The organism is Brucella oryzae (genome assembly GCF_041929965.1).
Lineage (GTDB): Bacteria > Pseudomonadota > Alphaproteobacteria > Rhizobiales > Rhizobiaceae > Brucella > Brucella oryzae.
Genome location: NZ_JBHEEO010000001.1, coordinates 356,155 through 382,840 on the forward strand (window position 1 = coordinate 356,155; position 26,686 = coordinate 382,840).

Sequence of the window (26,686 nt, forward strand, 5' to 3'; positions counted from 1 at the left end):
CCGGTGCAGGATCGCAAAGCGGCACCAGCCGGACGCCAGAAAGAGCCGGTTTTGAAAACAACCTGAGAGGAAACTTCAGATGGCAAGAATAGGCGTGGACGTCGGAGGAACGAACACAGACCTTGTGCTCGAATGCCCCAAAGGCGTTTTTTATCACAAAGTCCCGACCACCTTGAAAAACCAGTCGATTGGCGTTGTCGAAGGTGTAAAGGCGATTTGCGCGCTGGCCGGTATCGGCACCGCCGATGTCGATCTGATCGTGCACGGAACGACGACCGCAACCAACATCACCATCGAACATAATGGCGCCGAGACCGGAATGCTGACCACGCGGGGCTTTCGTGACATTCTGCATATAGGTCGCCACAAACGCCCCTATAATTTCTCGTTGCATTTCACCGTACCATGGCAGAGCCAGCCGCTGGTCAAGCGCCGCAACCGCATCGCAATATCGGAGCGTATCGTTCCGCCTCATGGCGACGTGGAGACAGCGCTGGACGAGGACGAGGTGCGCGCCGCCGTCAGGCTGTTTCAGAAGCGCGGCATCAATTCGATCGTCGTCGGCTTTATGTTCGCCTTTCTTAACGATGCCCATGAGCGCCGCGCCAAAGAGATCATCCTGAAGGAAATGCCGGACGCTTATGTGACACTGTCAAGCGAAGTGGCCAATGTGATGCGCGAATATGAGCGCTTTTCCACCGCTGCGATGAACAGCTATGTCGGTCCCAAGACCGCATTCTACCTGCGCGATCTGGAGTCCAGGCTGCGGGAGGCGGGTGTGTCTTCGAGACTGCGCATCATGCAGTCGAACGGTGGCGTATCGACGGTCGCATCCTGTGCCGCGCGTCCGATCCGCATCCTGATGTCCGGTCCGGCCGGGGGTGTTATCGGCGGCGCCTCCGAAGGCGAGATGGCAGGGGAAAAGAACATCATTACCGTAGATATCGGCGGTACTTCCGCCGATATCAGCACGATACCCGGCGGCACCGTGAAAATCATGAATCCGCGCGATACTTATGTTTCCGGCCATCCGGTACTGACGCCGATGATCGATCTCGTCACCATCGGGGCTGGAGGCGGCTCAGTTGCCTATGTGGATGAGGCTGGCGCGTTCAATGTAGGTCCGCGCTCTGCCGGTTCCGAACCGGGGCCGGCCTGCTATGGGCGCGGCGGCACAGAGCCGACTGTCACCGACGCTCAGATCGTTCTCGGACGCCTTGACCCGGACCTTGTCCTCGGCGGCGATCTCAGGCTCGATCCGGCGCTATCGCATAAGGCCATCGAGGAAAAGATTGCCCGACCGCTCGGCATGTCGGTTACGGAAGCCGCGCTCGGCATCCTCAGGATCATCAATTCAAACATGGCGCTGGCTATCCGCTCCAATTCAGTGGCGCGCGGCATCGATCCGCGCCAATTCTCCATCTTGCCCTTCGGCGGTGCGGGACCGCTGCATGGTGTGGCCTTGGCCGAAGCAGTGCACGCCAGGGACGTCGTCGTGCCAGTGGCGCCGGGCATCACCGCCGCCGTCGGCTTGCTCAAGACCGATCTGCAATATGAACACACGGAAGCGGTCATCGTGGAACTGAATGGCGCGACCGATACACAGATAGAGCGGATCAATCGCACAGCCGCAGCGTTGCGCGAGCGGGTTATCGCGGAACTTGAGGATGACGGAATTCCGCGCGAGCACCATCAAGTGCAGATAGTTGCTGAATGCCGCTATCACGGTCAGGGCTTCGAGCTGCGCGCCGCAATGCCGGAGAGTCCGCTGACCCAGCTCAACAAGAAATCGGTCGTCACCAGTTTCCATGACCAGCACCATCTCGACTACGGCTACAGTTATCGTGATGCGGAAGTGGAGCTGATTACCTTGCGCGTCATAGGCAAAGCCTCCATCGACCGGCTGAATATACCTAAATTGCAGGTGACCGACGGCTCAAGCATCAATCGGGCGCTGAAATTCAAGCGGCCAACGACATTCGATGACGGGCAGACGCTGGAAACGCCACGCTACGACAAGTCGAAACTTTTCGCCCGCGACAAGGTCCCCGGACCGGCGATTGTGGTCCAGCACGATTCCACCACACTCGTTCCGCCGGGCTACGTCGCCGAAGTGCTGGACTACGGAAACATGCGCGTGTGCACCGCTGGCATTGCGTGATCAGGGAGGAACTCAGATGAACAGCATGACAAAGGCCGTGGCGGTGAAGGAAGTTTCCGCCGGGATCGATCCGATCACCCTTCAGGTAATCCGGGGCTCGTTCGAAACCATCGCCGAGGAGATGGCGCATGTGCTCTATCGCATGTCGTTCTCCTCGATCATCCGGGAGTCGGAAGACCTCGGTGCGGGACTCTTTGACGTCCACTTCAACACTTTATGCGAGTCTGAATCGACGCCCATGCATATCGGCTCGATCCCGGGTTATTTACGCGGCATACGGGAAACGCTGGAGGACGGCGAATGGTATGAGGGCGACGTCGTCGTCCACAACCACCCCTATCACGGCTCAAGCCACACGCCCGATCTGGCCATTGTCGTGCCCGTGTTTTTTCAGAACCGGCTGATAGGCTTCGCCGGAAACACGGCACATCATGTCGATATCGGGGCCGCAACGCCCGGACTCATTATCGATGTGCCCGATGTTTACGCCGAAGGCATGCTGTTTGCCGGCACCAAGCTTTACCGCAAGGGCGAGCCCAATAACGCAATGTGGAATTTTATCCGCAACAACAGCCGCGCAGCCCAGCAACTGGTTAGCGACATCGAAGCACAGGTCGCCTCTGCCCGGCTCGGCGCGAGACGCTTTGTGGAATTGATCGAGAAGTTTGGCGAGGACACCGTCTTCCAGGCAGCAAACCAGCTTATGGACTATGCCGAGCGCATGATGCGCCAGCGCATCATGGCCATTCCTGACGGTGAGTACACAGCAGAAGGCTGGCTCGACGATGACGGTCGCAACCGCGATCAGCGACTGAAAATCAAGGTTACCGTGCGCGTGAGGCAAGACGAGCTCGACGTGGACCTGACTGGCTCCGCTGATCAGACATCCACGGCATATAATGTGCCTTTTGAAGGGTCGACCAAGGTTGCCGCCTATGCAGCATTCCGCAAACTGCTTCTTGACGCCTGTACATCGGACGTCAGGGTTCCTTCCAACGAGGGTTCGTTCCGGCCGATTAACGTGATCGCGCCACTAGGCTCCATCTTCAACCCGAAGCCGCCCGCTTCGGCTGAAGCTCGTTTCACCCAATGCAATCGAATGATCGACCTGATTATCCGCGCACTGGCGCCAGTGATGCCAGACACGGTGATCGCCGGCAGTTCGGCCTCGATTTCGTTTGCCGCCTATTCCGGCGTGCGGTCAAGCGGCGATTACTGGGTATTTCTGGAGGTCAATGAGGGTGCCTATGGAGGTCGCCCACGCTCGGACGGTCCAGACAGCATCGACAATCTGATGGCCAACACGCGAAACAACCCTCTGGAAGACCTAGCAATGCATATCCCGATGATCTGCGAGCGTTACGAACTTCGCGACGACATGCCTCCGGGTGCGGGCGAATTCAGGGGGGGACTTGGCGTGGTCAAGGCACAGCGGATGCTTACCGATGGTTTCATCACCCACGAATCGGAACGTCACAAGGATGCCCCCTGGGGCATTTTCGGCGGCAGTGACGGTGCGGTCGGTCGCTGCTTGATCTACAACGCAACCGCACCTGACAATGCAACGGAAATGCATTCCAAGTTCTCAGGGCTGGCGGTCAAGGCCAACGACACCATGGCCTATTACAGCCCCAATGGTGGCGGCTACGGCTCCCCGCTGAAAAGACAGGCTCAAAAGGTACTTGAGGATGTGCTGGACGGGTTCTATTCGGCCGAACATGCACGTGAAGTCTATGGCGTTGTCGTCAATCTTGACCGGGAAACGGTCGATGTGGAGGCAACGGCCAGACAAAGAGCGGCGATGTCCAAAGATGTATGAGCGGATGAAGTTCAAATCGGGACTACAGAAACATGCCCGAATTTACCAAGAAAAGCGGAGGAGAACATGACAATCACCGCGCAACACACGCATTCCGCACAACAACATAACGGGCTTATCGAAGAATCTATCCTGCCTACCGCTCTCAACCAGCGACCTATCGGCATGCTGGGCTATTCCTGGATCTGGATCGGCATCGCTGTCATCATCGCAACCTTCTCGCTGGGCGCCACCGGCATTGCCGGAGGTGTTTCTCTTCCAACAGTCGTGCTGACTATTTTCCTCGCCAATGTGGGCATCGGTCTGTTCATGCTACTGACCGCAGATATAGGCACGGAACACGGTTTGCCTTTCGCGGTCTATCTGCGCGCGCCATTTGGCGTGCGCGGCACGCATATACCTGCGGTCTCACGCGGACTGGTCGCAGCCATGTGGTTCGGCATTCAGACCTATCTCGGAGCGCTGGCACTGAACGGCATAGGCTCGCACTTTTTAGGCTTCGACAACTGGTTTGTCTGGTATGTCGCTTTCGGCATTGTGCAGGTGGCCAACACGGCCAGTGGCATAAAATCGATTGAACGACTGGCCGCCTTGGCCGCGCCTTGTATCATCGCGATCTCGATTTGGATGTATTTTACACTTGACGGCATAGCCCAAACAAAAGGCTTGAACATCTGGACCTTTCGCGCCGAAGGGCAAATGTCACTGTTGGTGCTGTTCATCGCCAATCTCGGCTTCTGGTCTACGATGGCAATCGATATTCCGAATCTGACCCGCTTCGTGAAGACAGTGCCCGGCGAACGCGTCTTTCTCAGGCGCAACAAGAATATCTTCGCCGCGCAGTTGATCGCACTCCCTATAACCCAGGCCATGATCGCGGGCATTGGCGCCGTTTCCCTGATCGCCACCGGCAACTGGAATCCGATCGAAGTCATTCAGGCGCAGAGCCAGGGGACAGCGCTGATCATGCTCTTGGTATTGATCATTCTGGCACAGTGGTCCACGAATACAGCCGCCAATCTGATCCCCGCAGCACTGACGCTGGTGAACCTCGCACCCCGCCATATCAACTACAAACTCGGTGTGGTGCTGGCCGGCATCATTGGCACGCTATGCTTTCCTTGGCGGATTCTGGACAACTTATTTATCTTCCTCGGCTATTATGGTGCCTTCCTATCGGCTATTGGCGGGATTATGGCCGCCGACTATTATCTCATTCGTCGGCGACGGGTAAACGTACCCGATCTCTTCCGAATGAGCGGACAGTTCCGCTATGCGGGCGGCATCAACTGGGCCGGTCTCATTGCATGGATCATGGCTGGCAGCGTGGCGGCCTGGTATTCAGATTATGCCTTCATCATCGGCTTTCCACTCGGATTACTCCTGTATTACATACTCATGAAGATCATAATTCTGCCCGGCAATCCTCAGCTCGAAATCGAAAGTGGCTATTCCGATGAATTCCTTGCAACATCGGTTGGTAAAAGCTGGGTCTACATAGGCGAAGAGTCATTCCGGCGCGTGTAGGATTTCGTGGAGTGCTGCTTGTCTCGAATTCAGGAACTGGAACAAAGGCTAGCATTACAGTTGCAGATTGATTGCGCCTCTGAATCAATGAGTTTCCATGATTCGGAGATCATGGACGGTGAGTGCTTCAATCGAGACAGCGCTGGAACTGTGGTATCATTGTTGCGAGATGTGAAGGCCTTTTATCGCGCCGAAAACCCCAGCTTTTCAAAGGCCAGAAAACGACGCTGAGTGCGCTCGTCCATCCGATCCAGCATGATCGAAAAAAGGACTTCGACCTGCATGAGGGCCGGGAGCATTGTATCATAGGCCGATGAAATCTCGGTGCGCGATGGCACGAATATCTGGGCATGCTTTGCAATGGGAGAAAGCCATTCATCGGTAAAGAGAATAATTTTCACTTCCTGACCTGCAGCACTGACGGCTAGATCAACAACATCCTGCTGATATCGGCGATAATCAAAAACAACCAGGCAGTCTGGGGGGCCCATATCAACCAAACGCTCTCGTGAATTTTGCGAAACAGGCGACAGGTCGATCACATCGCCGCGAAAATGGCGCAGGTAGCTCCCCAGAATTGTCGCGATCGAGCCGGAGAAACGTCCTCCGACGACGTAGATCTTGCCCTTGTTATTTAACAGGATGTCCGCCAACTCGTTGTACCTTTGCGTTGGCATCAGCATCTTGCTGTCTTCAAGGCTTTGTTGTGAGGCCCGAGTGTATGAATCGACAGCTGTGTCCATTGTGGTGATCGGAAAGTTCTGCCGTCGGGACTCGAGAAGATTCAGCGGTGATTGAAAACGTTTATCTACTTCGCCAAGCAAGGCGGCCTGAAAGCCAGCATAGCCGCTGAAGCCGAGCTTCGTCGCCAGTCTTACAACGGTGGGCGCACTGACATTTGCAAGCCGCGCCCATTCTCCGGCGCTGGTCAAGCCAACCATCGGATAATCATTCAAAAGCGTCTGGACCAGTTTCCTCTCCGAAGGGGTAAACGAGCCTTTAAAGCTTAACAAGGTTTCCTTTACAGACATCGGACCTCTTTGAACAAATCATTTCAGTTTGATTGGATTTAATTTATTCATGTAACGCTATTGACAGTATCTATCATACTGTGCCCTATTTGTAAAAAATATTACAAAATATGGGAGAACAATATGGGAGAGATGTCGGTAATCGTTGTAGGCGCAGGCATCATAGGTTCGAGTGCGGCCTATTTTCTAAGTAAATACGATGGACTTAAGGTCACGTTCATCGACCAATTTCATCCGGCTGGCGGCCCCACCGGCAGATCAAGCGCTGTAACCCATGCTTTCTATCTCGATGAAAGCCTTCAGCAACTGGCTATCCGCGGGCGCGAAATTCTTGTCGATGAACTTTCGCAAATTTCTGGAGGTCATCACTATCATTATCCGGTTGGCATGATGTGGGTCTGCGGCGAAGAATGCCGCGAGGATTGGGCCAGGGCAGCAACGCAAATTCGCGCTAAAGGCTCGCGAATTGAAGAATTATCAGCCGAGCAGCTAAAAGAAAAAGCACCCGACTTCGATGTGGACGGGGTGGCTTTGGCGCTTTGGGAACCGGATTTTGGCTATGCCGATGCTTTTGGCGCGACGAACGCGCTAGCCAATGGGGCGCGAGAAAACGGCGCGGCCCTGCTGCAGAGCACAAAGGTTACCGGCCTGATACGCGATAGCGACAAAGTCACGGGCGTTCAGCTCTCGGATGGACGCAAGCTTCTGGCCGATGCAGTTCTTGTCGCGGCAGGACCATGGACAAAAGAGCTTCTTGCGACCATCGATCAAACACTTCCGATACATATTGAACGTCACCCCATGGCTGTTCTCGACGCCAAAGGCGAGGCGAAGAAAATCATGCCCTTCTCCTGGTGTGATGATCTTTCTGCAAACTATGCCCGCCCTGATGGTGAAGGCGTCGTTCTGTGCGGGACATGGGCAGGTGGCGGCACTGCCGTACGGCGTGAAGATCCGGTACACCCGCGCCGTATAGAAGACCCTGAAAACTATCAGGATTCGATGGATGAGGAAGAAAGCATCGCCATCCTTGAAACCTTCATGAAACGGGCACCAGCGATGGTCGAACTCGGTATTCGTCCGGGCTATATAGGTCTCTATGACATGTCTGCGGACGATATGCCGATTTTGGGGCAGATTGACGGCATTGCGGGGCTTTATGTTTCAGCCGGCAGCTCCGGCCACGGCTTTAAAACAGGACCAGCAGTTGGCGAAGCCTTGGCTCAGTTGATTGTGGAAGGAAGCGCGCCTGTAATTGCGCCTTTTTCACCCTCTCGCTTTGCCTGACCGGAGCAGAAACATGTCCTTCGCGACGCGCCAAGCCTGGCTGGATGCCGTCATTATGATGGCCTCGGTTGGAATCGTTCTGGTACTGGTTCAAAGCTTTGGTACGGCTTCGGCCATCCGAGTAGCAACGAATGCTGCGATCCTGCTGATCGCCGTGTTGGGATTGCAGATATTCTCGGGTAATACGGGTATAGTCTCATTCGGTCATGCCGGGTTCATGGCGATTGGTGCCTATACGACCGGAATCCTGACTTTGCCCGCAGCGATTCAACGCACCGCCTTGAAGGATTTGCCGTCATGGCTGGCCGGACATGAAATGTCTATGTTGAGTGCGCTGCTGGTGGTCGTTGGTATAATGCTGCTGCTCGGAGTTGTGAGCAGTTTGCCGTTCTTCAGACTTGGCGGCTCATCGGCATCGATCGCAACTCTGGCCATGCTCATCATTGTATTTTCAATGCTGGTTGCCTCGCGTGAAATCACACGCGGGGCCCAACCATTCTATGGCGTGCCGAGGTCAATGACATTATGGCACGCTGGAACGGCAGCTATGGCCGGGCTTCTCATAGCGCGTCTGTATCGGGAGACGAAATGGGGCCGTGGCGCCCGTGCCAGTTCTGATGACGAACGCGGAACCGCTGCAATCGGCGTCCATTTTCACCGGGCACGCGTGATCTGCTGGATACTCAGCGTCGTATTTGCCGGCGTGGCGGGCGGGATGATGGCCCATTTCCTGGGAGCATTCTCACCCAAGGACTTCTATTTTGAACTGTCATTCAGCCTACTTGCAATGTTGATCGTCGGCGGCATGGGAACGGTGACAGGCGCACTCTCGGGCGTAGCGGTCATAACCTTGCTAAACGAAATTGTCCGGCGCGTGGAGGGCGGCGGCCAATTTCTGGGCATGGACGTGCCTCCGATTTTTGGCCTGACCCAAGGTGTTCTGGCAATCGCCATGATCCTTATCATCTGGCGGCGTCCGGTTGGGCTGTTTGGTCAAAGCGAGCTTCGAACTCTCGAACGTCTTGGCAAACGGGCGATGTCGCAAGCCCCCCGCGCCCCACAAGAAATCACTACGACCGAGACGCTTGGCTCCGTTAATGTCAGCCGCTTTTTCGGAGGCGTGAAGGCTGTCAACGGCATCACCATCGCTTTTGAAACCGCACGCATCAGCGGCATTATCGGGCCGAACGGCGCGGGCAAGACCACCTTTCTCAATCTGCTGTCGGGAGACATCGCCCCCACAGACGGTAAGATTGTACTGAACGGCCAGACCATCAATGGGAAATCTGTCGACTTTGCGCGTCACGGAATCGCACGGACATTCCAGAATTTACGAATTTTTCCCAATATGAGCGTCCTCGAAAATGTCGCGCTTGCCGCAGCGCAAGTCGCCGGATCCGGAATTGAAGCTGAAACAAACGCCTTAAATGAGCTACGTTTCATGCAACTGGAAGAATATGCTCATATCCGGGCCGGTTCCCTCGCCTATGGTCAGAAACGCAGGCTGGAAATTGCCCGGGCCTTGGCCCTGCGTCCAAGTTTTCTTCTGCTTGACGAACCCGCCGCAGGCATGAACGGCGCCGAAACGGCCCAGCTTGTCACCTTATTGCGTCAGGTGCGTGATGAACGCGGACTGGGGATCATCCTGATTGAGCACGACATGGGGCTTGTGATGTCGCTATGCGAGCGCGTGGCGGTCATTGATCACGGCGAGCTCATAGCAGACGACCTGCCAGGCAAAATCCAGCAGAACCCGGAAGTCATTGCAGCCTATCTCGGATCCAGGGCTGCCGACGCAATGCTTGCAGGAAAGACAGCATAAATAAAACAAGGGGAATAAATGATGCTAAAATATCTGTCGCTATTAACCGCCTCGACCGCCCTGCTGTTTACTGGCGAGGCGCTTGCAGAAGATTTCCAGATTGGATTGGCAACCGCTCAAAGCGGCGTTCTGGCACCCTATGACCAGCCGGCGTTGAACGGTTTTCGGATGGGCATCGACGAGATTAATGCCAAAGGCGGCCTCGCAGGCAAGTATCCGGTCAAACTGATCATCAAAGACACCAGATCGGACATGTCGCAGACGGCAGCAGCCACGCAAGAGCTTGTCGATGACGGCGTAAAGTTTGTTATTTCGCCTTGTGACGCTGATGCATCAATCGCTGCCGGTCAGGTTACTCAGCCTGCTGGCATTCCAACTATGACATTTTGTGGCTCTGCTCCCGTCCTGACCACAGCGGTTGGCGATGTCATGTTTGGCTCTTATCCGGCTGACAATCTCCAGGCCACCAAGATTGCCGACTACGCTTCCAGAAGCGGACTGAAAACCGCATATATCATGATTTCGCCAGACAGCGCCTATCATGCAAATCTGCCCGAATTCTTCGCGACCGTATTTGAGAAAAAGGGCGGCAAGATCATCGGACGCGGCAACTATTCGGTTGGACAGCCGGATTTTTCGGCAGAAGTGACAAAAATAAAGAACTTGGCGGAGAAGCCGGACATCATTTTCACTGCTGCTTATGAACCCGATTTTCCAGCGTTCATTCAGCAGCTGCGTGCCGCTGGCGTGACGGTTCCGGTATGGGGTGCGGACGCGATCAATACCCCGACGGTTGCCGGGTTAGGCAATCTCGTCAACGGCGTCCTCTTCACGGCACCCGGCCACGCCGCGCCAGGCAGCAAGCTTGAGGCGTTCAATGAGGAATTCAAAAAGGTCTATGGGCATGCGCCTGAGTCTGCATATGAGGCGAACGGTTACGAAATTGCAGGGATTATCGACGCTGCGGTGACAACAGCCGGTTCCACCGATCCAGCGGCGATACGGGAGGCAATTTCACACCTCAAAGACTTTGAAGGCGTCACCGGCAGGATCACTTACGAGGGCACGACCGGCATGCCTGTCCGTTCGGTAGCTTTGTACAAATATCAAGATGGGAAAGCCGTGTTCCTCGAGAGCGGAGTGCCGACGCCGGAAGACATTCCAGCTCCGTGATTTGTGCCCCAGGAAAAGTACAATGCTTGATGTTCAGTCACTTGTCGTTCGCTACGGCGAGATACAAGCCGTTCGATCTGTCTCCTTTACGGTTGGAGAAGGAGAGATACTGGCATTGGTCGGAGCCAATGGCGCCGGAAAGAGCTCCACTCTTTCCGGGATAGCCGGTCTGGTTAAACCAAAATCGGGAAAAGTTCTGTTCAAAGGTGCGGATTTGACAGGCCTCGCGGCAGAACGAATCTCTCGAATGGGCATAGCTCTTGTCCCCGAAGGGCGGCGGATATTTGCCAATCTCACCGTAGCGGAGAACCTCCGGCTGGGTGGGGCAAGTCATCTCGGACGGGACGATTTTACACGCAGCGAAGCCGAGATGCTCGATCTGTTTCCCATACTCCGGCGATATTATCGCACGCGCGGCGGCCTTTTATCGGGTGGCGAGCAACAAATGCTCGCCATAGCGCGGGCGCTTATGTCCGCGCCATCGCTCATCTTGCTGGACGAACCCTCACTGGGATTGGCTCCACAGTTGATCGACACCGTGTTTGAGCTGATTGCCAGATTACGCCAGCGCGGACTGACCGTCCTTCTGATCGAACAAAATATCGGACTCGCGCTGGAAATCGCCGACCGCGCAATCGTATTGGCCAACGGGGCAGTCACCATGTCGGGGAGTGCCGCAGAATTACGTCATTCGGACCTGGTGCGTCAGGCCTATTTGGGAGCGTCGGCATGATCCTGCAACAGTTCATCAATGCTCTCAGTCTCGGTGGGGTCTATGCCTTGCTGGCGCTCGGTCTGGCTATCGTCTTTTCCATCGTGGGTCTGATCAACTTTGCACATGGCGAGTTGATGACGATCGCAGGTTACAGTCTTCTGGGCGCGCTTCTGGCCGGATTACCATTTCCAATCGCCGTGCTCGTGGCTGTAGCAGCGGCGGCATTATCCGCCGTCATCATCGAGTTTGTCGCTTTCCGCCCGATGCGATCCGCGTCGGTCACATCCCTGTTGCTGACATCGTTTGCGGTGTCGTCGCTGTTGAAAGTGGTTTTCCAGAATACAATATCGGCGCGACCGCAGGCGATTTCCATGCCCGGTTTTTTCACGTCCGCGCAGCAAATCGGAGATATCACCGTCGGCAATGGCCCGATGATATCTATCGCTGTTTCTGCACTTGCGCTCGTCGGACTGGAACTGTTCCTCAAGTTCACCAATACGGGCATTGCCATGCGCGCTGCAGCGGAGGATTTTGCCGTCGTTCGCCTGATGGGAATTTCTGCCTCCCGCATCATTTCGACGGCATTCCTCATATCTGGAATCCTGGCCGGCATCGCCGCTCTTCTCTGGGTTGCTCAGCGTGCATCCGTCGACCCATATATGGGCTTCGCGCCAGTACTCAAAGCTTTCATCGCAGCGGTCATTGGAGGTCTCGGCTCATTACGGGGAGCCGTCGTAGGCGGCCTCTTGCTTGGCGCAATTGAAGTTATACTCCAGGCCGTTCTCCCACCCGATCTTGCCGCTTACCGCGATGCCATCGTGCTTTCCGGTGTTCTTCTGATTTTGCTCGCCTTCCCTCAAGGCCTGCTCCCAGCATCGAAAGTCCAGCGCAGCTGACTTATCTCAAAAGGTGACACATGACCGAATTTTCTATCGAATTTGCCGGAGAAAATATCAGGCGTTCTTCGGACTATAAGGCAGGTCAAACAGCCTTTCTTTTGGTGGATATGCAGAGAATATGGGCGGAACCGGGCGCTGACCCCGTCCATCCCCAGGGTGAGGATACGCCTTTTATGCAACGGCTGTGGTCTACGGTCATACCAAATCAAAAGCGCCTGCTGGATGCATTCCGCAAGGCTGATCAAAACGTCTTGCACACAATCATCGAGAGCTTGACCGCGGACGGACGCGACCGGTCCCTGGATCACAAACTCTCGGATATGCACGTGCCGAAAGGCGACCCGATGGGCGCAATCATCGAGCCTCTGGCCCCTGCGGAAAATGAAATCATTCTGCCGAAAACATCGTCAGGCGTGTTCAACTCCACCAATATTGATTACGTGCTTCGCAATTTAAATACACGTTTTCTCATCATTGCTGGAATTGTGACCGATCAATGTGTGGATATGGCGGTTCGCGATGCCGCTGACCGCGGATATCTGGTTACTCTTGTCGAAGATGCTTGCGCAACCTACACGGACGAACGGCATCGGGCGGCTCTGCGCGCATTCGGTGGCTATTGCTGGATTACGACAACCGATGAAGTTGTGCGTCGCATTGATGCGATGGGAAAAGCGCAATGACATCACATCTGGTTTCCTTTGTTACAACTGACATCTGCGCGATCACGCGTGGGCGGGCTTTCTCAGCGGAGCGTTGCGCTTCGCAACTGGAAAAGGGATGCGGCTGGGTTCCGGCAAATATAGCGCTTACGCCTTTTGATATCATTGCCGACGACAATCCTTATGGCTCGGCCGGCGATCTGCGGCTGATGCCGGACGTCAGGGCACATACTGACATTTGCAACGTAGCCGGATTGCCAAAGCTGAGCTTCTATCAGGGCGATCTGCAGGAGCTGGATGGAAGCCCATGGGAAGGCTGTGTCCGCTCGATGCTCAAGAATGCAAGTTCAGACCTTGAGAGAAAATATGGATTGCGAGTGATCGCCGCCTTTGAGCATGAATTCTCGCTGACAGGCGAAGCTCTTGATTCTGGGCCATCGTTCTCAATCACATCTTTGCGCGCATCAGGTGGTTTCCCTGCCATGTTGTGGGCAGCTCTCGAAGAATCCGGACTCGAACCCGAATGCTTCCTGCCTGAATATGGTGCGCGCCAATATGAACTCGTGAACGCACCAGCGCCAGCGCTTGAGGCGGCAGACCGTGCGACCGCATTGCGGATAATTACGCGAGAGGTCGCCAGAGCCAACGGCATGCGAGCGATTTTCTCCCCCAAGACGGCACCGGATGCAGTGGGGAACGGTGTTCATATCCACCTGTCGTTCACGGACATCGAGGGAAATTCGGTAACCTTTGACGCAGAACGCCCCGGACGATTGTCAGCTATTGCATCGCGCTTTGCATCGGGGATCTTGCGCCATATGCCTGCATTGACTGCGCTCTGTGCGCCTTCGGTTGTTTCCTATCAGCGTTTGAAGCCGCATAACTGGTCGGCTGCCTGGACGACATTGGGGGAAAAGGATCGTGAGGCCACACTGAGAATTTGTCCCACGCCTTCGAAACCGGATTACGATCCCAGCCGTGCATTCAACATGGAGTTCCGTGCTGCTGACGCGACAGCATCGCCACATCTTTCCCTGTTCGCGCTTATTCGTGCGGGAATGGAGGGGCTGGAAAACGGGACCGATCTGCCTCCCATCACCAAGGGCGATCCGGAAACCCTTGATGCGAAAACCCGCATGGACAATGGAATTTCAAGATTGCCATCTTCATTGCCGCAAGCGCTGGAGGCGCTTGAAGCAGACGAAACCGTAATGGGCTGGTTTCATCAGAATTTCAAGAAAGCATACCTCGCGATGCGCCGTAAGGAAATCCAGCTAACAGCCGGTCTGGATGACTGGGCAATTTGCGAGCGTTACAGCCGGATTTATTGAGGATAGAATATTGACAATGCGAACCAGCCAACCACTCATTGGGTTGAGTGAGCCGCCACCTTATGGAGTTTACAACCCATCGGGCACCTCCGACGTCGTATTGATATGTGAGCACGCTTCTCCGTTGATTCCAGAGGCCCTGAATGGGTTGGGCTTGCCCGATAGCGATCAAAAGCGCCACATCGGATGGGATATAGGAGCATTGAGAGTTGCCGAGCAGCTCGCTGATTTGCTCGATGCGCCGCTATTCTATACCAACTATTCCCGGCTAGTACTGGATGCCAATCGGCCTCATGCTTCAGAGCAAATGTTTCCGGAAATATCCGAAAGGACCGTTATCCCGGGTAACTTGAACTTAAGCGAAGCGGAAAAGGCCCAACGTGTTGCTTATTTCTTCGAGCCGTTTCACACCGCCATTGACCGCTTTCTTGATCGGCGTCTGGAACAATTGCAGTCAACACGCATAGTAACGGTTCACAGCTTCACCCCCATTTATAAAGATGAAACTCGACCGTGGGAGGTCGGTATTCTCTATGGCACAGCAAAGGGATTTGGCCAGCAGATCATCGGCTGTCTGCAGTGTGAAAATATTACATGTATTGGCGAAAATGAACCCTATCAAATCGATATCAATGATTATGCAATACCTGTGCATGGCGACAAGCGTGGTATTCCCGCAGTTCTGATCGAACTGCGTCACGATCTTATTTCGACCCCACCCGGCATACAGAGATGGACAAAATATCTGGCAAGAGCGTTGGAAGAAAAATATGAAACCGAAACACAGGTAACGACGAATGAGCGATCATACTGATAATTTTCAGCGGCTATCACGAGATTGTCGATCAACTTGAGCCATTATCGATTGAGTATCGGTTTTGATTGGGGAAGTCACGCACCTAACCGACGTCAATCGAGAAAACTATAAAGACATGCATCGATCTTTGTGCGGAAAAAACATATCTGACGCGTGCTCCAACACTGCGGTAATGGACGATATTGGCAACGATAACGTATCGCCTGATATTGGATGTTGGCTGTTTCCGTCCAACCAAACTTTTTACGGCAGCGCCGGTTCTTGAGGCAGTCAAAAACCTTACCGAAACCAGTTAGCAAAGTTATCCAGTCTGATATCTCTTCAGCAATATTTTATGGATGAGTGACCTAAAGTTCGACCTATCCGACACTTCAGGCATTCATCCGTCAGTGCTCAATGTTCCACAATTGAAGCCTAGGGTGGATCATCCCGTTTGCGCATTATTTTTAATGAATGAGCTTATTTTGAGGGTCAGGAAACGCCAAACTGATAACCAAGCCTTGCATTGTCGATTCGTGTGAGAGCTGTGTTGAAGGCTGCAACCATTGGCTTCTGTTCTGCCGGCGTATCAAGGTCGGAAATTCTTCGGCCTCCAAACAGACCGTCAATCTGTTCAGCTGAATCGACAACTCTCCTGACGGGAGATGTGATCGTACGCTTGACTGCGACGACAGAGATAGTTGTTGTGGCGATGAGAAGTATAAAGCCCCTGGGGCCAGACACCCCATAAGGCGGAAAGTATAGTCTGACTTTCAGTGAGTGAAACGCCACCGAACGTGATTATTTGACCGCGATTGTTTTCATTGACAATTCGCAGGTCATTTTACAGGGGCATTTCGGAAGTCTGCTTGACCGTCTGGCTTGGTACGTCGGTCTTCAGGTTCTGAACACCCTTGATCCGGCTCAGATATTCCGACTGGAAGCGGCGGTAATCCTCGATATCCGCCGCAACCACCCGGATCATCGCATCATAATCGCCAAGCATGAAATAGCATTCCAGCACCTGCGGCAGCTTCAATATCTCCTTGGCGAAGGTTTGCAGCGTTTCCTCGTCCTGCTGGTCCAGCCGGATGCGGGTGAAGAAGGTCAGCCCCTTGCCGACCTTGGCCGGGTTCAGCACCGCGACATAGCGGTCGATCACCCCCGCCTCTTCCAGAAGCTTGACCCGCCGCAGGCAGGGCGAAGGCGAAAGCCCGACCTCGCGCGCAAGATCGTTGTTGGCAATGCGGCCGTCACGCTGCAGCACGCGCAGAATCCGTTTGTCGATATCATCCAGCTTCATTGGCTTTCAATTCCATTTATGGCGATATTACTGGCATTCTCTGCCAAACATTGATGCAAACACCCATAATTCGCAATCAAATTGCTCACGGAATTGATTATAGTTGCGAAACTCTCAAGCAAACAGGCAAGAGACTGAGCAAGGGGCAGCCAATTACCGGCCAGCCAACGGGAATTTTATGGATATTTCACAGGCCTATGCGCCTCAAAAAAGCAGGTCCGGGCGCGGCTCGGAATTCCGTCGCGGGGCCGCCGCCGGCCTGCCGGTTCTGCTTGGCATTATTCCCTATGCGCTGGTTCTGGGCGCGCAGGCCGCACAAAAGGGCTTAAGCATCGTCGAAGTGCCGATGATGACGGGGCTGAACTTCGCAGGCGGGTCGGAATTCGCGGCCATCCAGCTCTGGACCTCGCCGCCGCATGTCCTGCTGATTGTCGCGATCACCTTTCTGGTCAACAGCCGCCATCTGTTGATGGGCGCGGCTCTGGCGCCCTTCATCCGCCATCTGCCCAAGCGCAAGGCTTTTGCGAGCCTGTTTCTCATGTGCGATGAAAGCTGGGCGCTCGGCCTTGCCGATGCGAAACGCCGCCAGTCGAAAGGCGTCAATCCGGCGCTGAGCCTCACCTTCTATGCCGGTGTGGCCATTCCCTTCTATCTCGCATGGGTGGTCTTCACCACGCTGGGCGCGGCCTTCGGCCCGATGATGGGCGACCTGCGCCCCTATGGTTTCGACATGGCCTTTCCGGCGGTGTTTCTGGTTCTGCTGGCGGGCATGTGGAAGGGTTTTGCCGCCGCGCGCCCATGGCTGGTCAGCCTTGTGGTGGCGGCGCTGACCTATCTCACCATTCCCGGCGCCTGGTATGTCGCCGCCGGTGCCTTGTCCGGTCTTGTTGCAGCCTATCTGCTGGCAGGTGAAGAATGATCGATCCGTTAGCCGTTCTGACCATCGTTCTGATGGCAAGTGTTACTTATCTCACGCGGATCGGCGGCTATGTGCTGTTGCGCAACCGCACGCTCAGCAAGCGCGCAACGGCAGTGATGGAAGCAGCACCAGGCTGCGTTCTAATCTCGGTCATCGCGCCCGATTTCGTGTCCGACAAGCCAGCCGACCTGATCGCGCTTGCAATCACGATCTTCGCCGCGACGCGCTTTTCCATGCTTCCAACCGTGCTGATCGGCATTGGCGCGGCAGGCGCCTGCCGCTACCTGATCGGGTAAAGCACGTCTCCAAAAAGTGGAAACCGGTTTTTGGATAAAGACATGCTTGAAAGCAAATAAGCATGTCTCCCGAACAAATAGCGGCAGAGTTCAGTGCAGATGCCTTAGCTTGTCGGGATTGCGCACGACATAGATTCCGACAATCCTGCCGTCTTCTATATCGAGCGCTGTCGTCTGGATTTCTCCATCGGCTTCGCGCGTGATGAAGCCCGGCAAACCGTTGATATAGACCGCACGAATGAATTCCGATCGTTTGGCCGCGTAATAAGCGGCCAGCTTTTGATGGATCGACATCACATCGGCGAAACCCAGCAACGGCCGTGGGAAAGCCGGGCGCTTGCCGCCGCCATCGGTCTGCATATGCACATCTGCCGCCAGCATCGCACCAAGCGCATTCATATCGCCGCTGCGCGATGCCGCGAAGAAAGCCTCCGCCAGTTCAAGCCCGCGCTTCTTGTCGACCTGAAAGCGCGGACGCTCCTCGCGCACATGCTTGCGTGCCCGCGCAGCAAGCTGGCGACACGCGGCGGCATCGCGCTGAATTGTTTTGGCTATCTCGTCGAAATCCAGCCCGAAGACATCGTGCAGCAGGAAGGCGGCGCGTTCCAGTGGTGAAAGACGCTCCAGCGCCAGCATGAGCGGAAGGGTGACATCATCATCCGCTTCCTCTTCGACAATCGGATCGGGAATCCACGGTCCGAAATAGGTTTCGCGCTGGTTGCGCCCGGATTTCAGAAAATCGAGGCACAGGCGGGTAACGGTGCGGCGCAGAAACGCTTCCGGCTCGCGCACTACGCTGCGATTGGCGTTCATCCATCGGATGAACGCCTCCTGCACCATATCCTCTGCATCGGCAACCGAGCCCAACATGCGATAGGCAACGCGGATCAATTTCGGACGCAGCGGATCGAAGCTTTCGGCTGCATCGCCTTGCGAGGATATGTCGACCATCAGACGGCTGCCTTTACCGCCGGCTTCTTGGCTTCCGGTTCGAACCAGAGACCAAAGCCAACCGCCATGCGGTTCCACCCATTGATGATGTTGACCATCAGCGTAAGGTTCACTTGCTCCTCCTCAGTGAACTGCGCCTGCATGGCAGTGCGGGCATCTTCCAGATCATGGCCTTGCGACAGGCGGGTCAGCGCGTCGACCCATCCCAAAGCCGCCCGTTCGCGCTCAGAGTAGCACGGCGCTTCGCGCCATGCCGACAGCAAATAGATGCGTTGTTCGGTCTCGCCAAGTGAGCGGGCTTCAAGCGTATGCATGTTGATGCAATTGGCGCAGGCATTAATCTGCGAGGAGCGGATTTTGACAAGCTCGATCAGGCTCGCTTCCAGGCTGGATGCGATTGTCATCGAGGCATTCATCCAGGATTTCATCGTGGCAGGGGCAACATTGAACGGGTTGAGCAGAGGGGTCATGGTATCGTTCCTTTCGGTTCAAGGGCTTCGATAGACATGACGAGACAGCAATGCCGAATGTGACATCGAACCTGTATTTTTTCGATTTCTACGTCCATAGCACCCGATACCGCCCTTCAGCCACAGTCGAGTTCGCTCAATATCCATTCCCTGAAGGCGCGAACCTTTGGCATGTTGCGACGGGATTTGGGATAGACAAGCCAATAAGCGCGTCCATCATCACATAGAATGTCGAATGGCTGGATAAGCTGGCCAGTGGCGATTTCGATCTGGTGGAAAGCAGGCGTGAGAATGCCGACGCCCTGCCCCGCGACAGTCGCCCGACCTTCAATGTGCTGTGCTCCCAGCCTGCTCTGCGTATTGCCCTGCATTGGCGGGTTTTCGATCCCCGCCGCATTGAACCAGATTTTCCACCAGGGATCGCTCACATCGATTATCTTGAGCCGCAGCAGATCGGCAGGCTCTTTCACTCCGCCGATGGTCGCGGCCAGAGCCGGACTCAGCATAGGCGTGAAACTCGCCTTGATGAGCTGATGGGCCTCCAGGCCCGGCCATTTACCGAAACCGCTCCTGATCGCGATATCCACATTGGTCGTCGCAAAATCGATCACGCTGTCGGACGTGTCGAGCCTGACCGCGAGTGATGGATGCCGCATCTGGAACGAGCCCAGCCGATGCGCCAGCCAGTTGGCCGCAAATGTCGCGAGAACACTGATCGTCAGTGTGCCTTCCGCATCTTCCCGCAGGCTGGCAAAGGCATTGCGCATCGCATCGAACGCTTCCGTGATCGCGGGCGCAAGACATTTGCCGAATTCGGTCAGCTCCACCTGCCGCGGCATGCGCAGAAAAAGCGGTGCGCCGACGCGCTCCTCCAATATCTTGATCTGATAACTGACCGCGGCCTGCGTCATGCCCAGCTCCTCCGCGGCGCGGGTAAAGCTTGCATGGCGGGCGGCCGATTCAAAAACGCGAATGGCCGATAAAGGGGGAAGTGCTGTCGTCATGATACATAAGTCCTCCTTATGCATACTAATCGAGGTTCGATTGGAAAACAAAAGTTTTCAGGCGCATATCTATAGGCAGATTTTCACAAGCAGCGCCTCCCATAGCTGCTTCATTCGATAGGTAAGGTCATGAAAAACCTCGGTTCTGCCTGCACAACCGCCACAGCACCCGCCGTCTGCCATGAGGCAGGCAACAGCTGGAGCACGCTATTCTCCCGCCTGTTTTCGCGCAAACGTACTTATATCGTCATCACCGAACATTCGCCGGAATATCTCCTGCGCGATATCGGTATCGGTGATGGACGCACGCAATATTATTCACGCGACGGCCATAAGCTGCCCGAATGGCGATGACTGTGTCACGCGCTGATGATGGCAAAGCCCCGCGCCTTGAGGCCGCGCCGGTCCTCGTGCAGATTGCTGACGAGGCGGCTGCGGCTGCCGTCCAGATGCGCGCTCATCAACGCCGTCGCCTTGTCGGCATCCCCTTCGCGCACCGCGTCGAGAATGGCGCGGTGTTCGGCCCATGCGCGAGCGAGCGCCGCCTCGTCGCGCACCTCCAGCCAGCGCGCCCGTGAAAGGCGCTGCATGGCATCGCGCACGCCGCGGCTGAGAAACGCGTTACCGGACAGCCGCGCCAGCTCGATATGAAAATCCATGCCGATGCGGTGCCATTCCTCGCGCGAGGTTTCGGCATCGCAGCTATCCAGCATGGCCGCAATCGGTTCCACGTGGCTGCGATCCTCAAGCGCACAGGTCAGCTTCAATGCGGCAATTTCCAGCGCCTCGCGATAGACGCCAATCTGCTCGATTTCGCCGAGATTGATCGGCGAAACCGTCCAGCCGCGCCCCTCGCGACAGATGAGCCCTTCCGCCTCCAGCCGCAAAAGTGCTGCCCGGATCGGCGTGCGTGAGGCTTCAAAGCGCGCTTCGATCCAGCGCTCGGTCAGCCGTTCGCCCGGCCCCAGTTCCAGCCCGAGGATCATGTCGCGAAGCTGCGTTTCAACCTGCCTCATCTGTGACATTGGCGACCATTCTCCATCTTGAATCCGCGCCACGATTGACAAGCCGGTTCAACAGGCGCATTCATGCACGCCGTTTTGGTATCCCAAAATGGAATACATTGCAATCGCGAGACATGACATGAGCACCGCCCAAGCCGCTGCCAGGGATGAAACTGCCGACGAAAACCACGAACGCTACTGGAAGCAGAACCTGCTGATCTGCCTCATCGGTTCGTTCACGACGCTCATTGCCATGTCGCTTCTCCTACCCTTCTTGCCGCTCTATGTGGAGCAATTGGGCGTCACCGATCATGCGGCCATCGTGCAATGGTCGGGCATCGCCTATGGCGCTACTTTTCTGGCTGCAGCCTTCGTCGCGCCGCTGTGGGGCAGGCTTGGCGACCGATACGGGCGCAAGCTGATGCTGATCCGCGCCAGCCTCGGCATGGCCATCGCCATGTCGCTGATCGGCATGGTGACGAGCGTCTGGCAATTGGTGGCGCTGCGGCTTTTCGTAGGCATTGCGGGCGGCTATTCGTCCGGGTCGATGATCCTCGTCGCCACACAGACACCGAAGGAAAAGACCGGTTGGGCGCTGGGCGCGCTTTCGGCTGGCATCATGGCCGGCAATCTGGCGGGGCCCTTGCTCGGCGGCGCATTACCCCCGCTGATCGGCATCCGCGCCACCTTCTGGCTGGCTGGCGGCGTGATTTTCCTCACTTTTCTGGCCACCACCTTTCTGATCCGCGAAGAGCGCAGGCCGCTGAAGCCAACCAAGGAGCAGAAGGCGGAATCCATCTGGGCCGCCATCCCTGACAGGAAACCGGTCATCGCCATGCTGGTGACGGGCATGCTGCTGCTTTTCGCCAATATGTCGATCGAACCGATCATCACCGTCTATGTAATCCAGCTGATGGACGATCAGACGAAAGTGACACTCATCTCCGGTGTGGTGATGGCTGCGGCAGCACTCGGCAGCATCATGTCGTCCTCGCGGCTGGGCCGTCTTGCCGACCGCATCGGCCATACGCGCGTCATCATCGGCGCGTTGGCTGTTTCCGCATTGCTGCTAATCCCGCAGGCATTCGTGACGCAAGCCTGGCAGCTGATCGGCCTGCGTTTTCTGATGGGACTGGCGCTAGGCGGTCTCCTGCCCTGTATCACCAGCGTCATCCGGCACAATGTCCCCGACCGTGTGGCGGGCGGCATTCTGGGCTATTCCGTCTCGGCCCAATATGTGGGCCAAGTTGCCGGTCCCGTCGCTGGCGGTTTTGTCGGCGGTCACTTCGGTATGCGGTCCGTATTCCTCGGCACGTGCCTGATTATGGCTCTCGGCGCATTTTATAACTGGACCGTCCTGCGCAAGAACCCGTAATTTCCGTCATCTCCCGAATCCCCAAAACCCATGGCGGAACCAGCATGACAGCCCATATTTTCGCGCCTTTCGATATGCTTGCGGAAAGGCTTCTGCCCCATGCGCTCGAGCATGGCGAGGACGGGTCGCACGACCTGTCTCACCTTGCCCGCGTCTGGAAAAATGCCGCTGCGATCCAGCGTCAGGAAGGCGGCGATGCCGAAGTGCTTTGCGCCGCAGCCCTGCTGCATGACTGCGTGAGTGTGGAGAAAAGTTCGCCTGACAGAAACCGCGCTTCGCGACTGGCGGCGGAAAAGGCAACAACCTTGCTGCAGAACCTCGGCTGGAATGACGCGCGCATCGACCTCGCCGCCCATGCCATCGAGGCGCACAGTTTTTCGGCCAATATCGAGCCTGTCACGACAGAAGCGAAGATTCTGCAGGATGCCGACCGGCTCGACGCCATCGGCGTCATTGGAGCTGCGCGGTGCTTTTACATTGCGGGCCGCATGGGCAGTGCACTTTACGACTGGCGCGACCCGCACGCCGAAAACCGCCCGCTGAATGACAAGCGCTTCGCGCTCGATCATTTCCGCACGAAACTGTTTGGCCTCGCCTCCGGTTTCAAGACGGAAACCGGAAAGCTGATGGCCGCCGAACGGCACAGGCGGCTGGAAGCCATATTTGATGACTTCCTTGCCGAAGCCGATGGCTAGATAGAATACCCGCCATCAATGCTGAGCGCCGTCCCCGTCACCATGGAAGCGGCGTCCGAGGCCAGCCAGAGCGCAGCTTCCGCCACATCCTCCGGCGTCGAAAACCGGTCGAGCGGAATGGTGGCCTTAAGTGCTGCGCGTGCCTCCGGCGTGTCCTCCTCCAGAAACAGCTTCAATGCTTCACCGTCGCTTTCAGCCGGGCAGATGCAGTTCACGCGGATATTCTTGTCCGCAAGTTCCAGCGCCATCGCCTTGGTCGCGCTGATGATCCAGCCCTTGGAAGCGCTATACCAGACAAGCCCCTTGCGCGGACGCAATGCGGTTGCCGAAGCCGTGTTGATGATGACGCCGCCGCCCTGATGCTCCATGATCGGCACAACAATCTGGGTCGAATAATAAAGCGCCTTCATATTCACGGACGAGATCAGGTCGAAACTGTCCTCCGTCACTTCCGTCAGCGGCATGTTGCGATGCGTAAAACCGGCATTGTTGACCATGATGTCGATGCGGCCGAACGCTTCGAAGGCCGTGCGCGCCACGCGCTCCATGTCGTCCTTGCGCGATACATCCGCCTGCACGGAAAGTGCGTTCTTGCCGATATCGGCAAGCTCATCCTCGACACGTTTGACGTTCACATCGGCCAGAACAACCTTTGCGCCTTCGGCTGCAAATCGGCGCGCCATGCCTGAACCGAAGCCCGAACCGGCACCGGTGATGATTGCGACCTTATCCTGCAGCCTCTTCATGTCATTCTCCTTTGGCACAATGTCGTAAATCAATTTTGTAATAGGATTTGGCCCGAAAACCCCAAACATTCCGATTCAATTCCGCTTCACCGAGCAAGCAGCTTTATCTGCTTTCTCACCCATCGGTCGAGTGCAATTCGCATTCAGGCCGCATCGGACCGGGAACTGGCGAGATGGTACGGTTGAAGCAGTATTTCAGCGGGAATACCCCACGCCCGATTGACCTTGTAGGCCATGTCCATCGTCAGCGCCCGACGCCGGTTGAGAATTTCCGAAGCACGCGACCGCGACCCGATAACCGCCGCAAAAGCGGACTGGTTCAGCCCATGCATCTGCATATAGGCGGTGATTGTTTCTATCGGCCCGGCAACAGGGATAGGGAATTGTTCGCGTTCATATGCTTCGACCAGCGCCGACAGCACATCGAACCGATCTGCATCCGGCGAGCCGATTTCCGGCAGCTTGTCGAAATAGGCAGCAACTTCTGCCAGAGCCCATTCATAATCAGCTTCGGTTTTGATTGGACGAATATTTTCCATCACACTGTCTCCGGATTGATGCGCTCATATTCCTTATGCGTGCCGACAAATTTTACGAGCACGCGCCCGAATGGATAAGCTACATGAACAATCAGGCGGTATTTGTTCCCGGCAATATCAAAGATGACACGATTATCCGCTACGAAATCGACGGTCGAACCAAACATCTTCTTTATGTCGGATGGCCCGGTCCAATGCGCCTTGCTCACGAGAGAAAACCAAACAACCAAAGGTGTTTCGGCTTGCGGATGCCTGATCCAGAAGTCCCTCAGGGTTTTGCGAGCAATGATCTGCATGACAGACATTTTAATCTATTCCCATAATGGGAACAAGGGCAATATTCCCATTATGGGAAATATTGTCAGGAATGTCTCACAATCACGAGAATGCGGCATCGCAACTGTTGAATTTAAATCGATTAGATAATAGACAAGGGCAGCTTGAAAATCGCATGCTGCCCACAAGCAGACTGATTTGCGCTAGCGGATTGAATTTGACGTTTGAATTCCGACTGAATGGGACGCTGTTTCAAACGTCAAATTCGAAAAATCCGCTAGTTACATAAAGTTACTAGCGGTCTTTGCAATTCCGACATTTGCTCGGCGCCTGTATCAGAGGAATGCAAATGTCGGAATCAGACCACTAGAAGAGAAGAGAGCGACAGATGACCAGCCAGACAATTCCGGTAGAGCCTTTCGACTGCATCGTGTTCGGTGGTTCCGGCGATCTTGCCGAACGCAAGCTCATCCCGGCACTGTATCAGCGCCAGCGCGCAGGCCAGCTCACCGACCCGACGCGTATCATCGGCGCATCACGCAGCGCCATGACCGATGACGAATATCGGCAGTTCGCGCGCAACGCCATCCATGAACATGTGAAGGCCGAGGAAATCGATGAGAAAGAAGTCAATAATTTTCTCGCCCGCCTCAGCTACGTGGCAGTCGATGCCAAGTCCGAAGAGGGCTGGGACGCGCTCAAGACTCTGATTGGCAAGAAGCCGGAAAAGATCCGCGCTTTCTATCTCGCTGTCAGCCCGACGCTGTTCGGCGATATCGCCACGCGCCTGAAGGCGCATGGCCTGATTACCCGCGATACGCGCATTATCGTGGAAAAGCCGATCGGTCGCGATCTCGAATCCGCCATGGCGCTCAACGATACGCTGGGCAGCGTTTTCCGCGAAGATCAGATCTTCCGCATCGATCACTATCTCGGCAAGGAAACCGTGCAGAACCTGATGGCGCTGCGCTTTGCCAATGCGCTCTATGAGCCGCTATGGAACTCCGCCCATATCGACCATGTGCAGATTACCGTTGCGGAAGCCGTCGGCCTTGAAGGCCGCGCCGGTTATTACAATACGGCGGGTGCGCTGCGCGACATGGTGCAGAACCATATTCTCCAACTGCTTTGCCTTGTGGCCATGGAGCCGCCGTCCTCGATTGAAGCGGACGCTGTGCATGATGAAAAGGTCAAGGTGCTGCGCTCCTTGAAGCCGATTACCAACCTCAATGTCGAAGATGTGACGGTGCGCGGCCAGTATCGCGCCGGCGCTTCGGCAGGCGGGCCGGTGCGCGGCTATCTGGAAGACCTCGAAAGCGACACCAGCAATACCGAAACCTTCGTGGCGTTGAAGGCGGAAATCGCCAACTGGCGCTGGGCTGGCGTGCCGTTCTATCTGCGCACCGGCAAGCGGCTTGCCACGCGCGTTTCGGAAATCGTCGTGACCTTCAAGCCGATCCCGCATTCCATCTTCGGTGAAAGCGCCGGTAAGGTGATGGCCAACCAGCTCGTCATTCGTCTCCAGCCGGATGAAGGCGTGAAGCAGTGGCTGATGATTAAGGATCCGGGTCCGGGCGGCATGCGCCTGCGTCACGTGCCGCTGGATATGAGCTTTGCCGAATCCTTCAGCGAGCGTAATCCGGATGCTTATGAACGCCTCATCATGGATGTGGTGCGCGGCAACCAGACCCTGTTCATGCGCCGCGACGAAGTTGAGGCGGCTTGGCGCTGGGTTGATCCGATCCTTCAGGGATGGGAGTTGAACAGCCAGCCTGTGCAGGGTTACACAGCAGGAACATGGGGACCGTCATCGTCCATAGCGCTCATCGAGCGTGACGGGCGCACGTGGCACGAAAGCCTGTGACACCGAAGCCGAGCGCTTCAG

The 26,686-nt window shown here is 55.9% G+C and carries 26 protein-coding genes; 17 read left to right on the forward strand and 9 right to left on the reverse strand.

Features of this window, described 5'->3' with window-relative positions; translation table 11 throughout:
* Window positions 1–79 precede the first annotated feature (79 nt).
* From JNC70_RS01655 to JNC70_RS01665, 3 genes are all read left to right on the forward strand, one after another.
* Window positions 80–2,161 (forward strand): hydantoinase/oxoprolinase family protein, encoded by a 2,082-nt coding sequence (locus JNC70_RS01655; RefSeq protein ID WP_104756776.1) that lies wholly within the window; start codon window positions 80–82, stop codon window positions 2,159–2,161.
* Window positions 2,162–2,177: 16 nt separating this feature from the next.
* Window positions 2,178–3,980 (forward strand): hydantoinase B/oxoprolinase family protein, encoded by a 1,803-nt coding sequence (locus JNC70_RS01660; protein ID WP_104756777.1) that lies wholly within the window; start codon window positions 2,178–2,180, stop codon window positions 3,978–3,980.
* A gap of 66 nt (window positions 3,981–4,046) precedes the next feature.
* Complete coding sequence (locus tag JNC70_RS01665; protein ID WP_104756778.1) at window positions 4,047–5,507, forward strand: NCS1 family transporter; 1,461 nt, start codon at window positions 4,047–4,049, stop codon at window positions 5,505–5,507.
* Between the two features lie 182 nt (window positions 5,508–5,689).
* On the opposite strand, the gene JNC70_RS01670 is transcribed toward JNC70_RS01665, so the two are convergent.
* Window positions 5,690–6,538, reverse strand: a complete 849-nt coding sequence (locus JNC70_RS01670; protein ID WP_104756779.1) for a MurR/RpiR family transcriptional regulator — start codon at window positions 6,536–6,538, stop codon at window positions 5,690–5,692.
* A 60-nt stretch (window positions 6,539–6,598) separates the two neighbouring features.
* Between JNC70_RS01670 and JNC70_RS01675 the strand changes: the two genes are divergently transcribed.
* Genes JNC70_RS01675 through JNC70_RS01710 form a run of 8 tightly spaced genes read left to right on the forward strand, consistent with a single transcriptional unit; the run spans window position 6,599 to window position 15,241 of the window.
* Window positions 6,599–7,825: an NAD(P)/FAD-dependent oxidoreductase gene (locus JNC70_RS01675; protein ID WP_245414788.1), complete on the forward strand. Its 1,227-nt coding sequence runs from the start codon at window positions 6,599–6,601 to the stop codon at window positions 7,823–7,825.
* Between the two features lie 13 nt (window positions 7,826–7,838).
* Window positions 7,839–9,647, forward strand: coding sequence for a branched-chain amino acid ABC transporter ATP-binding protein/permease (locus JNC70_RS01680; protein ID WP_104756781.1), 1,809 nt, complete (start codon window positions 7,839–7,841; stop codon window positions 9,645–9,647).
* Window positions 9,648–9,665: 18 nt separating this feature from the next.
* Window positions 9,666–10,820, forward strand: coding sequence for an ABC transporter substrate-binding protein (locus JNC70_RS01685; protein ID WP_245414789.1), 1,155 nt, complete (start codon window positions 9,666–9,668; stop codon window positions 10,818–10,820).
* 22 nt (window positions 10,821–10,842) lie between these two features.
* Window positions 10,843–11,553, forward strand: coding sequence for an ABC transporter ATP-binding protein (locus tag JNC70_RS01690; protein WP_104756783.1), 711 nt, complete (start codon window positions 10,843–10,845; stop codon window positions 11,551–11,553).
* Window positions 11,550–12,431, forward strand: a complete 882-nt coding sequence (locus JNC70_RS01695; protein ID WP_104756784.1) for a branched-chain amino acid ABC transporter permease — start codon at window positions 11,550–11,552, stop codon at window positions 12,429–12,431. Before JNC70_RS01690 ends, JNC70_RS01695 begins: the two co-directional genes overlap by 4 nt.
* 20 nt (window positions 12,432–12,451) lie before the next feature.
* Window positions 12,452–13,117 carry a cysteine hydrolase family protein gene (locus JNC70_RS01700; RefSeq protein WP_104756785.1) on the forward strand — a complete coding sequence of 222 codons (666 nt, stop codon included), beginning with the start codon at window positions 12,452–12,454 and terminating at the stop codon, window positions 13,115–13,117.
* On the forward strand, window positions 13,114–14,427 hold the full coding sequence (locus JNC70_RS01705; RefSeq protein WP_104756786.1) for a type I glutamate--ammonia ligase: 1,314 nt from the start codon (window positions 13,114–13,116) through the stop codon (window positions 14,425–14,427). The genes JNC70_RS01700 and JNC70_RS01705 overlap by 4 nt, the downstream gene beginning before the upstream one ends.
* Window positions 14,428–14,443: 16 nt before the next feature.
* Window positions 14,444–15,241: an N-formylglutamate amidohydrolase gene (locus tag JNC70_RS01710; protein WP_104756812.1), complete on the forward strand. Its 798-nt coding sequence runs from the start codon at window positions 14,444–14,446 to the stop codon at window positions 15,239–15,241.
* Between the two features lie 826 nt (window positions 15,242–16,067).
* Here the strand turns inward: JNC70_RS01710 and JNC70_RS01715 are convergent.
* Entirely contained in the window at window positions 16,068–16,526 is a 459-nt protein-coding gene (locus JNC70_RS01715) for an Lrp/AsnC family transcriptional regulator (RefSeq protein ID WP_010659131.1), read from the reverse strand.
* A 178-nt stretch (window positions 16,527–16,704) separates the two neighbouring features.
* On the opposite strand from JNC70_RS01715, the gene JNC70_RS01720 reads away from it, so the two are divergent.
* Together JNC70_RS01720 and JNC70_RS01725 are read left to right on the forward strand one after the other, a co-directional pair.
* Window positions 16,705–17,445, forward strand: a complete 741-nt coding sequence (locus JNC70_RS01720; protein ID WP_104756787.1) for an AzlC family ABC transporter permease — start codon at window positions 16,705–16,707, stop codon at window positions 17,443–17,445.
* Complete coding sequence (locus tag JNC70_RS01725; RefSeq protein WP_010659133.1) at window positions 17,442–17,741, forward strand: branched-chain amino acid transport AzlD family protein; 300 nt, start codon at window positions 17,442–17,444, stop codon at window positions 17,739–17,741. Before JNC70_RS01720 ends, JNC70_RS01725 begins: the two co-directional genes overlap by 4 nt.
* Before the next feature lie 90 nt (window positions 17,742–17,831).
* Here JNC70_RS01725 and JNC70_RS01730 read toward each other — a convergent pair whose 3' ends face one another.
* The 3 genes from JNC70_RS01730 to gcvA form a co-directional block, all read right to left on the reverse strand.
* Entirely contained in the window at window positions 17,832–18,692 is an 861-nt protein-coding gene (locus JNC70_RS01730) for a sigma-70 family RNA polymerase sigma factor (RefSeq protein ID WP_104756788.1), read from the reverse strand.
* Window positions 18,692–19,162, reverse strand: a complete 471-nt coding sequence (locus JNC70_RS01735; protein WP_104756789.1) for a carboxymuconolactone decarboxylase family protein — start codon at window positions 19,160–19,162, stop codon at window positions 18,692–18,694. The genes JNC70_RS01730 and JNC70_RS01735 overlap by 1 nt, the downstream gene beginning before the upstream one ends.
* Window positions 19,163–19,278: 116 nt before the next feature.
* Window positions 19,279–20,166: a transcriptional regulator GcvA gene (gene gcvA, locus JNC70_RS01740; RefSeq protein ID WP_104756790.1), complete on the reverse strand. Its 888-nt coding sequence runs from the start codon at window positions 20,164–20,166 to the stop codon at window positions 19,279–19,281.
* 129 nt (window positions 20,167–20,295) lie between these two features.
* Between gcvA and JNC70_RS01745 the strand changes: the two genes are divergently transcribed.
* Window positions 20,296–20,520, forward strand: a complete 225-nt coding sequence (locus JNC70_RS01745) for a hypothetical protein (protein ID WP_104756791.1) — start codon at window positions 20,296–20,298, stop codon at window positions 20,518–20,520.
* Between the two features lie 5 nt (window positions 20,521–20,525).
* Here the strand turns inward: JNC70_RS01745 and JNC70_RS01750 are convergent, their stop codons facing one another.
* Complete coding sequence (locus tag JNC70_RS01750; protein WP_104756792.1) at window positions 20,526–21,191, reverse strand: GntR family transcriptional regulator; 666 nt, start codon at window positions 21,189–21,191, stop codon at window positions 20,526–20,528.
* A gap of 118 nt (window positions 21,192–21,309) precedes the next feature.
* Here JNC70_RS01750 and JNC70_RS01755 point away from each other — a divergent pair, with 118 nt between their 5' ends.
* Window positions 21,310–22,545 (forward strand): multidrug efflux MFS transporter, encoded by a 1,236-nt coding sequence (locus JNC70_RS01755; protein WP_245414790.1) that lies wholly within the window; start codon window positions 21,310–21,312, stop codon window positions 22,543–22,545.
* Between the two features lie 44 nt (window positions 22,546–22,589).
* Window positions 22,590–23,240 carry an HD domain-containing protein gene (locus tag JNC70_RS01760; protein ID WP_104756794.1) on the forward strand — a complete coding sequence of 217 codons (651 nt, stop codon included), beginning with the start codon at window positions 22,590–22,592 and terminating at the stop codon, window positions 23,238–23,240.
* Here the strand turns inward: JNC70_RS01760 and JNC70_RS01765 are convergent.
* From JNC70_RS01765 to JNC70_RS01775, 3 genes are all read right to left on the reverse strand, one after another.
* Window positions 23,237–23,986 carry an SDR family oxidoreductase gene (locus JNC70_RS01765; protein WP_104756795.1) on the reverse strand — a complete coding sequence of 250 codons (750 nt, stop codon included), beginning with the start codon at window positions 23,984–23,986 and terminating at the stop codon, window positions 23,237–23,239. The two genes, JNC70_RS01760 and JNC70_RS01765, sit on opposite strands and share 4 nt — an antisense overlap.
* A 143-nt stretch (window positions 23,987–24,129) precedes the next feature.
* Window positions 24,130–24,525 (reverse strand): helix-turn-helix domain-containing protein, encoded by a 396-nt coding sequence (locus JNC70_RS01770; protein WP_104756796.1) that lies wholly within the window; start codon window positions 24,523–24,525, stop codon window positions 24,130–24,132.
* A complete protein-coding gene (locus tag JNC70_RS01775; RefSeq protein WP_104756813.1) occupies window positions 24,525–24,821 on the reverse strand; it encodes a type II toxin-antitoxin system HigB family toxin in 297 nt (98 codons plus the stop codon). The genes JNC70_RS01770 and JNC70_RS01775 overlap by 1 nt, the downstream gene beginning before the upstream one ends.
* Window positions 24,822–25,189: 368 nt before the next feature.
* Here JNC70_RS01775 and zwf point away from each other — a divergent pair, with 368 nt between their 5' ends.
* Window positions 25,190–26,665 (forward strand): glucose-6-phosphate dehydrogenase, encoded by a 1,476-nt coding sequence (gene zwf / locus JNC70_RS01780; protein WP_104756797.1) that lies wholly within the window; start codon window positions 25,190–25,192, stop codon window positions 26,663–26,665.
* Window positions 26,666–26,686 lie beyond the last annotated feature (21 nt).

Bases quoted from the DNA above. Each gene is read 5' to 3' on its own strand.
- JNC70_RS01760 (WP_104756794.1), top strand. From the start codon at position 22,590: ATGACAGCCCATATTTTCGCGCCTTTCGATATGCTTGCGGAAAGGCTT.
- JNC70_RS01750 (WP_104756792.1), bottom strand. From the start codon at position 21,191: ATGTCACAGATGAGGCAGGTTGAAACGCAGCTTCGCGACATGATCCTC.
- JNC70_RS01765 (WP_104756795.1), bottom strand. From the start codon at position 23,986: ATGAAGAGGCTGCAGGATAAGGTCGCAATCATCACCGGTGCCGGTTCG.
- JNC70_RS01735 (WP_104756789.1), bottom strand. From the start codon at position 19,162: ATGACCCCTCTGCTCAACCCGTTCAATGTTGCCCCTGCCACGATGAAA.
- JNC70_RS01690 (WP_104756783.1), top strand. From the start codon at position 10,843: ATGCTTGATGTTCAGTCACTTGTCGTTCGCTACGGCGAGATACAAGCC.
- JNC70_RS01755 (WP_245414790.1), top strand. From the start codon at position 21,310: ATGAGCACCGCCCAAGCCGCTGCCAGGGATGAAACTGCCGACGAAAAC.
- JNC70_RS01695 (WP_104756784.1), top strand. From the start codon at position 11,550: ATGATCCTGCAACAGTTCATCAATGCTCTCAGTCTCGGTGGGGTCTAT.
- JNC70_RS01720 (WP_104756787.1), top strand. From the start codon at position 16,705: ATGGATATTTCACAGGCCTATGCGCCTCAAAAAAGCAGGTCCGGGCGC.
- JNC70_RS01715 (WP_010659131.1), bottom strand. From the start codon at position 16,526: ATGAAGCTGGATGATATCGACAAACGGATTCTGCGCGTGCTGCAGCGT.
- JNC70_RS01670 (WP_104756779.1), bottom strand. From the start codon at position 6,538: ATGTCTGTAAAGGAAACCTTGTTAAGCTTTAAAGGCTCGTTTACCCCT.
- JNC70_RS01725 (WP_010659133.1), top strand. From the start codon at position 17,442: ATGATCGATCCGTTAGCCGTTCTGACCATCGTTCTGATGGCAAGTGTT.
- gcvA (WP_104756790.1), bottom strand. From the start codon at position 20,166: ATGACGACAGCACTTCCCCCTTTATCGGCCATTCGCGTTTTTGAATCG.
- JNC70_RS01775 (WP_104756813.1), bottom strand. From the start codon at position 24,821: ATGCAGATCATTGCTCGCAAAACCCTGAGGGACTTCTGGATCAGGCAT.
- JNC70_RS01700 (WP_104756785.1), top strand. From the start codon at position 12,452: ATGACCGAATTTTCTATCGAATTTGCCGGAGAAAATATCAGGCGTTCT.
- JNC70_RS01770 (WP_104756796.1), bottom strand. From the start codon at position 24,525: ATGGAAAATATTCGTCCAATCAAAACCGAAGCTGATTATGAATGGGCT.
- JNC70_RS01680 (WP_104756781.1), top strand. From the start codon at position 7,839: ATGTCCTTCGCGACGCGCCAAGCCTGGCTGGATGCCGTCATTATGATG.
- JNC70_RS01685 (WP_245414789.1), top strand. From the start codon at position 9,666: ATGATGCTAAAATATCTGTCGCTATTAACCGCCTCGACCGCCCTGCTG.
- zwf (WP_104756797.1), top strand. From the start codon at position 25,190: ATGACCAGCCAGACAATTCCGGTAGAGCCTTTCGACTGCATCGTGTTC.
- JNC70_RS01660 (WP_104756777.1), top strand. From the start codon at position 2,178: ATGAACAGCATGACAAAGGCCGTGGCGGTGAAGGAAGTTTCCGCCGGG.
- JNC70_RS01665 (WP_104756778.1), top strand. From the start codon at position 4,047: ATGACAATCACCGCGCAACACACGCATTCCGCACAACAACATAACGGG.
- JNC70_RS01705 (WP_104756786.1), top strand. From the start codon at position 13,114: ATGACATCACATCTGGTTTCCTTTGTTACAACTGACATCTGCGCGATC.
- JNC70_RS01655 (WP_104756776.1), top strand. From the start codon at position 80: ATGGCAAGAATAGGCGTGGACGTCGGAGGAACGAACACAGACCTTGTG.
- JNC70_RS01745 (WP_104756791.1), top strand. From the start codon at position 20,296: ATGAAAAACCTCGGTTCTGCCTGCACAACCGCCACAGCACCCGCCGTC.
- JNC70_RS01710 (WP_104756812.1), top strand. From the start codon at position 14,444: ATGCGAACCAGCCAACCACTCATTGGGTTGAGTGAGCCGCCACCTTAT.
- JNC70_RS01730 (WP_104756788.1), bottom strand. From the start codon at position 18,692: ATGGTCGACATATCCTCGCAAGGCGATGCAGCCGAAAGCTTCGATCCG.